Annotated in this window: 4 protein-coding genes and 3 pseudogenes; 4 read left to right on the top strand and 3 right to left on the bottom strand. The window is 55.2% G+C overall.

What is annotated here, in order from left to right; genetic code table 11:
• The first annotated feature begins 1,083 nt into the window (after positions 1–1,083).
• The gene (locus F3J20_RS15270; protein ID WP_167283784.1) at positions 1,084–1,629 is read left to right on the top strand and encodes a hypothetical protein; all 546 of its coding nucleotides are present in this window, start codon (positions 1,084–1,086) and stop codon (positions 1,627–1,629) included.
• Between the two features lie 457 nt (positions 1,630–2,086).
• Here F3J20_RS15270 and F3J20_RS15265 read toward each other — a convergent pair.
• Positions 2,087–2,290: pseudogene (locus tag F3J20_RS15265) on the bottom strand (tyrosine-type recombinase/integrase); the annotation flags it as partial.
• Positions 2,291–2,297: 7 nt separating this feature from the next.
• Here F3J20_RS15265 and F3J20_RS32560 point away from each other — a divergent pair.
• Both F3J20_RS32560 and F3J20_RS32400 read left to right on the top strand, forming a co-directional pair.
• Positions 2,298–2,420 (top strand): annotated as a pseudogene (locus F3J20_RS32560) (hypothetical protein); the annotation flags it as partial.
• 115 nt (positions 2,421–2,535) lie between these two features.
• Positions 2,536–2,889, top strand: a complete 354-nt coding sequence (locus tag F3J20_RS32400) for a helix-turn-helix domain-containing protein (RefSeq protein WP_345889888.1) — start codon at positions 2,536–2,538, stop codon at positions 2,887–2,889.
• A gap of 44 nt (positions 2,890–2,933) precedes the next feature.
• Here the strand turns inward: F3J20_RS32400 and F3J20_RS15255 are convergent, their stop codons facing one another.
• Positions 2,934–3,530 carry a hypothetical protein gene (locus F3J20_RS15255; protein WP_167042573.1) on the bottom strand — a complete coding sequence of 199 codons (597 nt, stop codon included), beginning with the start codon at positions 3,528–3,530 and terminating at the stop codon, positions 2,934–2,936.
• A gap of 634 nt (positions 3,531–4,164) precedes the next feature.
• Between F3J20_RS15255 and F3J20_RS15250 the strand changes: the two are divergent.
• A pseudogene (locus F3J20_RS15250) lies at positions 4,165–4,967 on the top strand (IS5 family transposase).
• A 6-nt stretch (positions 4,968–4,973) separates the two neighbouring features.
• Here the strand turns inward: F3J20_RS15250 and F3J20_RS15245 are convergent.
• Positions 4,974–5,468 carry a DUF3828 domain-containing protein gene (locus F3J20_RS15245; RefSeq protein ID WP_167283783.1) on the bottom strand — a complete coding sequence of 165 codons (495 nt, stop codon included), beginning with the start codon at positions 5,466–5,468 and terminating at the stop codon, positions 4,974–4,976.
• Between the last annotated feature and the right edge of the window lie 532 nt (positions 5,469–6,000).

Genomic DNA, 6,000 nt, shown 5'->3' with positions numbered 1-6,000 from the left:
CTTGGTGATTGCCTCCATAGCGTACTCTTGCCGGGGAGGCGGGGGCGACCATCCCATTAACACAGTCCTATGCCTACCCGTTAGTTTAAGCGGGAGACTGTGTCCGGCGATTCAGGGGGCCGCTCCAGCTGGCAGCAAAACTGATTAATCAAACGAATTTCTAACTCACGACACTAGGGGTGCAACAGAGTTCGATGCCGTACATGCTCAAGGGCTATCCACTTAGCGCCAAAATTTATCACACTGAAAATGCAGTGCGCGTCGCGGAGGTATTCCAAGGGTGCCGATCCGTGTCTCCTGGCGCTTCGCACGGCAGAACCTGTTTTCGCTTTGATGCAATGTATGACGCATGTTTGCTGCTATTGGTAAGTGTCTTTACCAATGCGCGCAGTTTTGCGAATATCACCGACATGTCAAATCAACGCATCTCTGGAAATCCTTCCGGTCAGTGGCACAGCTATTCCGAATTAGCCCCTCGCAGACCAACAACAACTCTGTGCCGTCCTCTGGCCGGCGTGCCAGCGCCGCTCAGTTTGGGGGCCTCGCCCCTGTCTCGCATCCGTCAACACTTCAGCCCAGCATGGTAAGCGGATCGTCTACCGCGTAGCTCCACGCATTCCGGAATTCTAGCGATGCTGGTGAACGCGCGCTGGCCGGAGCGGTCATATCAGCCATCCAGAACGGTTCGTTAGCCTTAGGCAGTCCCGCGTCACAAAGCGCCATGCGGGCGCAATACGGGCAACTGCTGGAAACGACTCATGGCACTGTCTCGCTCGTCGTCAATTTGAGGACGCGCGCCGACGGACACTTCGACCTTGTCTCAGCTGGCATGCGGGATTCAGCAAATCCAAACAGGCGGGTAATCATCTCTGCACCCCAGAACGCCAGCACTTCTGGGGCAGGCGCAACCGATCCCGAATTCGGCACCGTTGCTGCCTTTTGCCCCGTCACAAGCTCAAATGCCGCAGTTTCCTGTTCAGTATTCCGGAGTTCCGGTGGCCGGCTCGTCTTCTCAACCGTTGCAACCCGTGGTCGCTCTGCCTGCGTTTTCTCCATCGATCAGCCGGGGGTATTACGCAAATCGTGAACGAATTGCCACGCTGGGAGCAGCAGGCAGCGCGCGCCGAGATCGAAACCAAACTGCGTTCCATGCCTGCGGACGAACAGCAAACTCTGCTTATGCACTTGAATACGCGACTCTCCGGAAAGGCAAGTGATACAAAGCTAGCCGTCATCCGGAATTGGGCTGTCACAGACTCAGTCGCCACGGTCATTGAAGGGCGCGACATGCGGACTGATCGCGAGCGCGAATTACAGACTGCTCTCGCAGATCAAAACAGTAATCCGGACTTCAGGATATCTCGCGATGAGGTATTGGGCATGCTACGGGGGGCTCAGAGAAGGGCTGCCATGCATATCGGCATCGGCCCATACGGAACCGGGACCCATTACGTTAGCGTCTTGTATCGGCGCGTTTTTCGCGATAGTCGGGGACCTGTGGCTGCGATAAGCGATATCCGTGACTTGATCGCTCCGCTTAACGAACAGCAACGCTACCAAGCCATTAAGGATTGGATTCCCCGTTACCAGGATTTTTTTCGCGGCGTTCTTTTAACGATGCGGCACTAGGTAATCGGGGCTGTGTCACGTGAGGACCCTTAATGATTTCGTTCGTTGTTGGATTTGAGCTATAGGACTGGCGAGGTGGAGCGCAAAGCGTCCTAGTTGTCTGCAAGCGTACTAATAGACAAAAAAGCCTCATAGCTTGGTGTGGCTTGGAACGAAAAATACATATCAATGCAGGTAGGCCGATATCACAATAGATCGGTGCGCGTCGCGAAGATGATATGTGGCTTAATGCGTCCCCGCGATTTGGTTCATGTGATCGCTGGAATTATGCTGCTGGATGAGGGCGCACGCAGAATACGTTCGCGCAATTTGGCGAACATGCTGAAAAGTATTTGCAAGATTTGCTGCCATCTGAAGGCAGGGATTGCTGGTTCGATCCCAGTCGGGCGCCAAGCCTCATAAGGCTTTCAGCGATTTCGCTACTTCATCGATTTCCCCCAGTGCAGTGAAAATACAGTTAGCCGGCTGCCAGGTGCAGTTCCGTCTCGCTCGTATGCGGCACAACCCACTGCGCAAGATGATCCGCGCTCAGGTGTGCATACCGCTGCACCATCTCCAGCGTTTCCCACCCGCCCAATTCCTTCAGCACCTGTAGCGGCGTGCCGCGTTGCACATGCCAGCTCGCCCACGTGTGTCGCAGATCGCGCCAGCGGAAATCGCGGTTAAACATGCAGCATGAAAATATGCCCGAGACCCTGATTGGCTATGTGCGGTGCTCGACCGACAGACAGGATCTGACCGCCCAGCAGCGGGCGCTCATGGAACTGGGGGGCGCCCCGGATCGCATCTACACGGATCGCGGCCTGACCGGTACCCATCGCGCACGCCCCGAACTCGATCAGGCTCTGGGCCGTACGTCGTGGCGATACGCTCATCGTCCCGAAGCTCGACCGGCTGACGCGGTCGGTGCCGGATGCGCGCGACATCGCGGATTCGCTCGTCACGCGCGACATGAAACTGGCAGTCGGGTTAAGCGTCTACGATCCGGCCGACCCAATGGGCAAGATGTCCTTCAACATCCCGGCGACGTTCGCGGAATTCGAAGCCGACCTGATCCGTCTGCGCATCCGCGAGGGGATGGCCATCGCACGAGCGAAGGGGAAGCTCCGTGGCAAGCAACCGAAGCTCTCCATCAAGCAGCAGAAGGAACTGCGCCGGATGCACGAAAGCGGCAAGCACTCGATCAGCGATCTGGCTGAATTGTTCTCGGTATCCCACCCGACCGTGTATCAGACGCTTGCACGTTTTCCAGAGCGTTGAGCGCTTTACAAATGCGCTGACCGTTTCGCCAAAACGGCATGCTTTTATTGAACGAAATCGATCTTCTTTTCCCCTGACACTACATCTCTTACCCAATCTTCATTATTTGCGAGGTATTCCTTATACCCACCATACGAATTTGCCAGTATTTTTCCATCGGCAACCCATTTATCCATCTTCTTTGAGAAAAAATCATTAAAATAAGGTGCCGAACAAGATATGTTACACCATGGGTCACATATAATTATATCTTCACTCCATTTACTCATATCGCTCCCCATATCGAAACCCATGTAGTCAGGGTGCGATGGTGGCAGTACAGCTGCGAAAGCGTGTGTTCCAACAACCCCGCCAATCCCGATCTTGACCGCCTTTAAATTATTCTTCAATAACATGTCGACTGCGAGTCGAGACAATTCACCACAGTTATGTGCTTTCGATTTTTTTATGTTATCCAAAGTATAATTTTTATATAGTTCACCCATTTGATTTGCCGCCTCACAAACCCTGCGTATTTCGGAGTCTCTTTCCGCGTGGAGTCGAATTTTGTTGCAGGACTTCAAATTTGGATGTTTGTAATATAAATTCCTTACATCCTCCAAGACTACTTGCGCGATGGCTCTTTTAGTCTCCAATGTCATGGGAGATTTCGAAAATACCGCATGGGGCATCGTTATTGTGCGTGTTTCGGCAGAAGGTTGAGCAGCAGTACCAGAAGTGTATGCCGTTTGAGCCGCTGGAGATTTGAGTTTGGGTGGCCGGTTTTGGGAAATCTGGTCGAACCGCGCGTCGGAGTACTGAGACCGGGACGATGACAACGCCGACGCCTGCGCGGGCGAAGACGACGACCCCAACGTATCGAGCGCATAGTCGTGCCCGTGAGAATCCACTAGTTTTGAATGAATGCAGCCCATTATCGTCCGACAACATCAGAGAAACTATCAGCATGCACAATCCTCCGGCACTGCACTATCGCTCTCGCGAAAAAAAGTTGCTCATTGCGAACGCTCTCGCCTGGGCCCTTCCAGTAAACCATTGCGTGATTCCTTTTTCGTGTTTTCCATAGATTCCACAATTAAATGGGGTCTATGGAACCCCGCGCGCTTCACTCCTCCGTCAAGCTCGTTCGCGAGGCTTAACTGACCTCCCTGTTCCATTGCTCCTCAGACCCCGAATAGAGCCGTACGCCAAATGGCGTGAAGCGGGGGCTAGTACAACATCCCTCAAATAGCTTTAGTATTAGGCACTTTCGGCCAAACTTGGTAACCAGGCTGGATGCCAGAACGCAAACCCTACCCAACAGATGTATCGGACGAGGAATGGAGCTTCGCCGCTCCGTACCTCGTCCTGATGAGCGAAGATGCGCCGCAGCGCCGCTATGAGCTGCGTGAAATGTTCAACGCATTGCGCTGGATAGCGCGCGCTGGTGCATCGTGGCGCATGCTGCCGACCAACTTCCCGCCGTGGGAGATGGTCTATCAGCAAACACAACGCTGGCTCAACGCGGGTTGCTTTGAGGCGATGGTCAACGATTTGCGTTCGGTGCTGCGCGTGGCGCAAGCGCGCCAGGGCCAGCCCAGTGCGGTGATTCTGGACGCACGTTGCAGTCCGCATGCGAAAGCGGACCACGTGCGGGCTATGACGGACACAAGCGCAAGCGAGGCAGCAAGGTTCATATGGCCGTCGACACGTTGGGTCTGCTGCTTGCGGTACACATTACGCCCTCCAATGAGCAGGAACGTGCGCAGGTGGGTGAGCTTGCGCGCCAGGTCCAGCACGTCACGGGGCAGACCGTGAAACTCGCCTTTGCTGACCAGGGCTATACGGGCGACACGGCTGCGCAGGCTGCTCGCGACGAGGGAATGCAATTGCAGATCATCAAACTGCCCGGGACGAAGAAAGGATTCGTGCTATTGCCGCGTCGCTGGGTGGTTGAACGCAGCTTTGGCTGGCCGAACCGCTTCCGGCGGCTGGCACGCGATTACGAGCGCCTGCCCGAAACCCTTGCAGGCCTGCACTTCGTTGTCTTCGCCATGCTTATGCTCGTTCATGCTGTGCCAATTATCCAAAGTGCCTAACACGCTCTAGTCTGCCGCATCGTACTGGTGATAGCCGAGGTAGCCGTTATGGGTGTCCTCTACCTTGGTGATTCGCCGGTGCCCGTTCTCCTTCGCGACGAACACCACGAGGTTTTGCCTATCCTGTGGCTTCACGCCAAAAGTCACCGGTATAACGGCCACGCCATCGAGCATGATGGCGGGATGCACGAGCATCGTTTCAAGCCATACATGCGGGTCGAGATCCTGAACGCGCGTGAAGTAGTCGGCATCCCCAGGGAGACGGTGGTGTTTGTAGTCGTCTCTCAACGTATCTACCGTGTTTTTCGACACGTAGCGATAGATGGCGTTGTCCGTTAGCTGAAAGTAGTGGGCATCGCGCGTGTCCTGCTTTCCGATGTACCAGGGGTAGAACTCCCGGACCGTCGCTTCGGGCGTCTCCGCCGCCACGGCGGACTGCATGATGCTCAAGCCCAGAACAACAGCCAGCAAGGCGAACGTGTGCAAGAAAATGTTTTTCATCGTCAGTCGTGTCGATAGATTTTGTCGGCGGGCCGGTTTTCACAAAGGAGTTCCACGGTATTGGATTGTCGTGCAAACGAGTAGTGGCAAACGGCCCTCGTAAACACAAACCGTGTCCCGATGAATAGCAAAGCGGTTGACCTGGCACGCCATGACCGTCGATCTACCTGATAGATCAGCCGCGAGGTACTGGCGACCAAACATTGCAGAAGGTGAACTCCCCGATATCTCTCTGCTCGCGCGAACGGGTATCTAAGCCAGCCCGTTCAGCAGACACTCGCATTTTCCTGTTCACATTCCCATCCAACGTTCCCACTCTCCCGCGAAAACCCACCTTGAGACGCCCGCGCCATTTATCGAGCGTTTCCCACGTTCTCCGCTTCGCCGCCTCCTTTTACAGTGAGCCATCGATTGCGTGAACGCAACAACCGCTGCCGCGCCGGTCAAGCACATCACGGCCGGCTCGCGAGTCGCTCGCGCCAGCTAGTCGATCGGCTCGATCTATCGAACGAAGGCGGCGGGACGCGCACAG

This window comes from Paraburkholderia sp. Cy-641 (genome assembly GCF_011752945.1).
Lineage (GTDB): Bacteria > Pseudomonadota > Gammaproteobacteria > Burkholderiales > Burkholderiaceae > Paraburkholderia.
The sequence above is the reverse complement of the archived record's forward strand: the minus strand, read 5'-3'. Positions and strand labels throughout refer to the sequence as shown.

Excerpts from the sequence above, each read along its gene's own strand:
- F3J20_RS15255 (WP_167042573.1), bottom strand. The coding sequence starts at position 3,530 with ATGACATTGGAGACTAAAAGAGCCATCGCGCAAGTAGTCTTGGAGGAT.
- F3J20_RS15245 (WP_167283783.1), bottom strand. The coding sequence starts at position 5,468 with ATGAAAAACATTTTCTTGCACACGTTCGCCTTGCTGGCTGTTGTTCTG.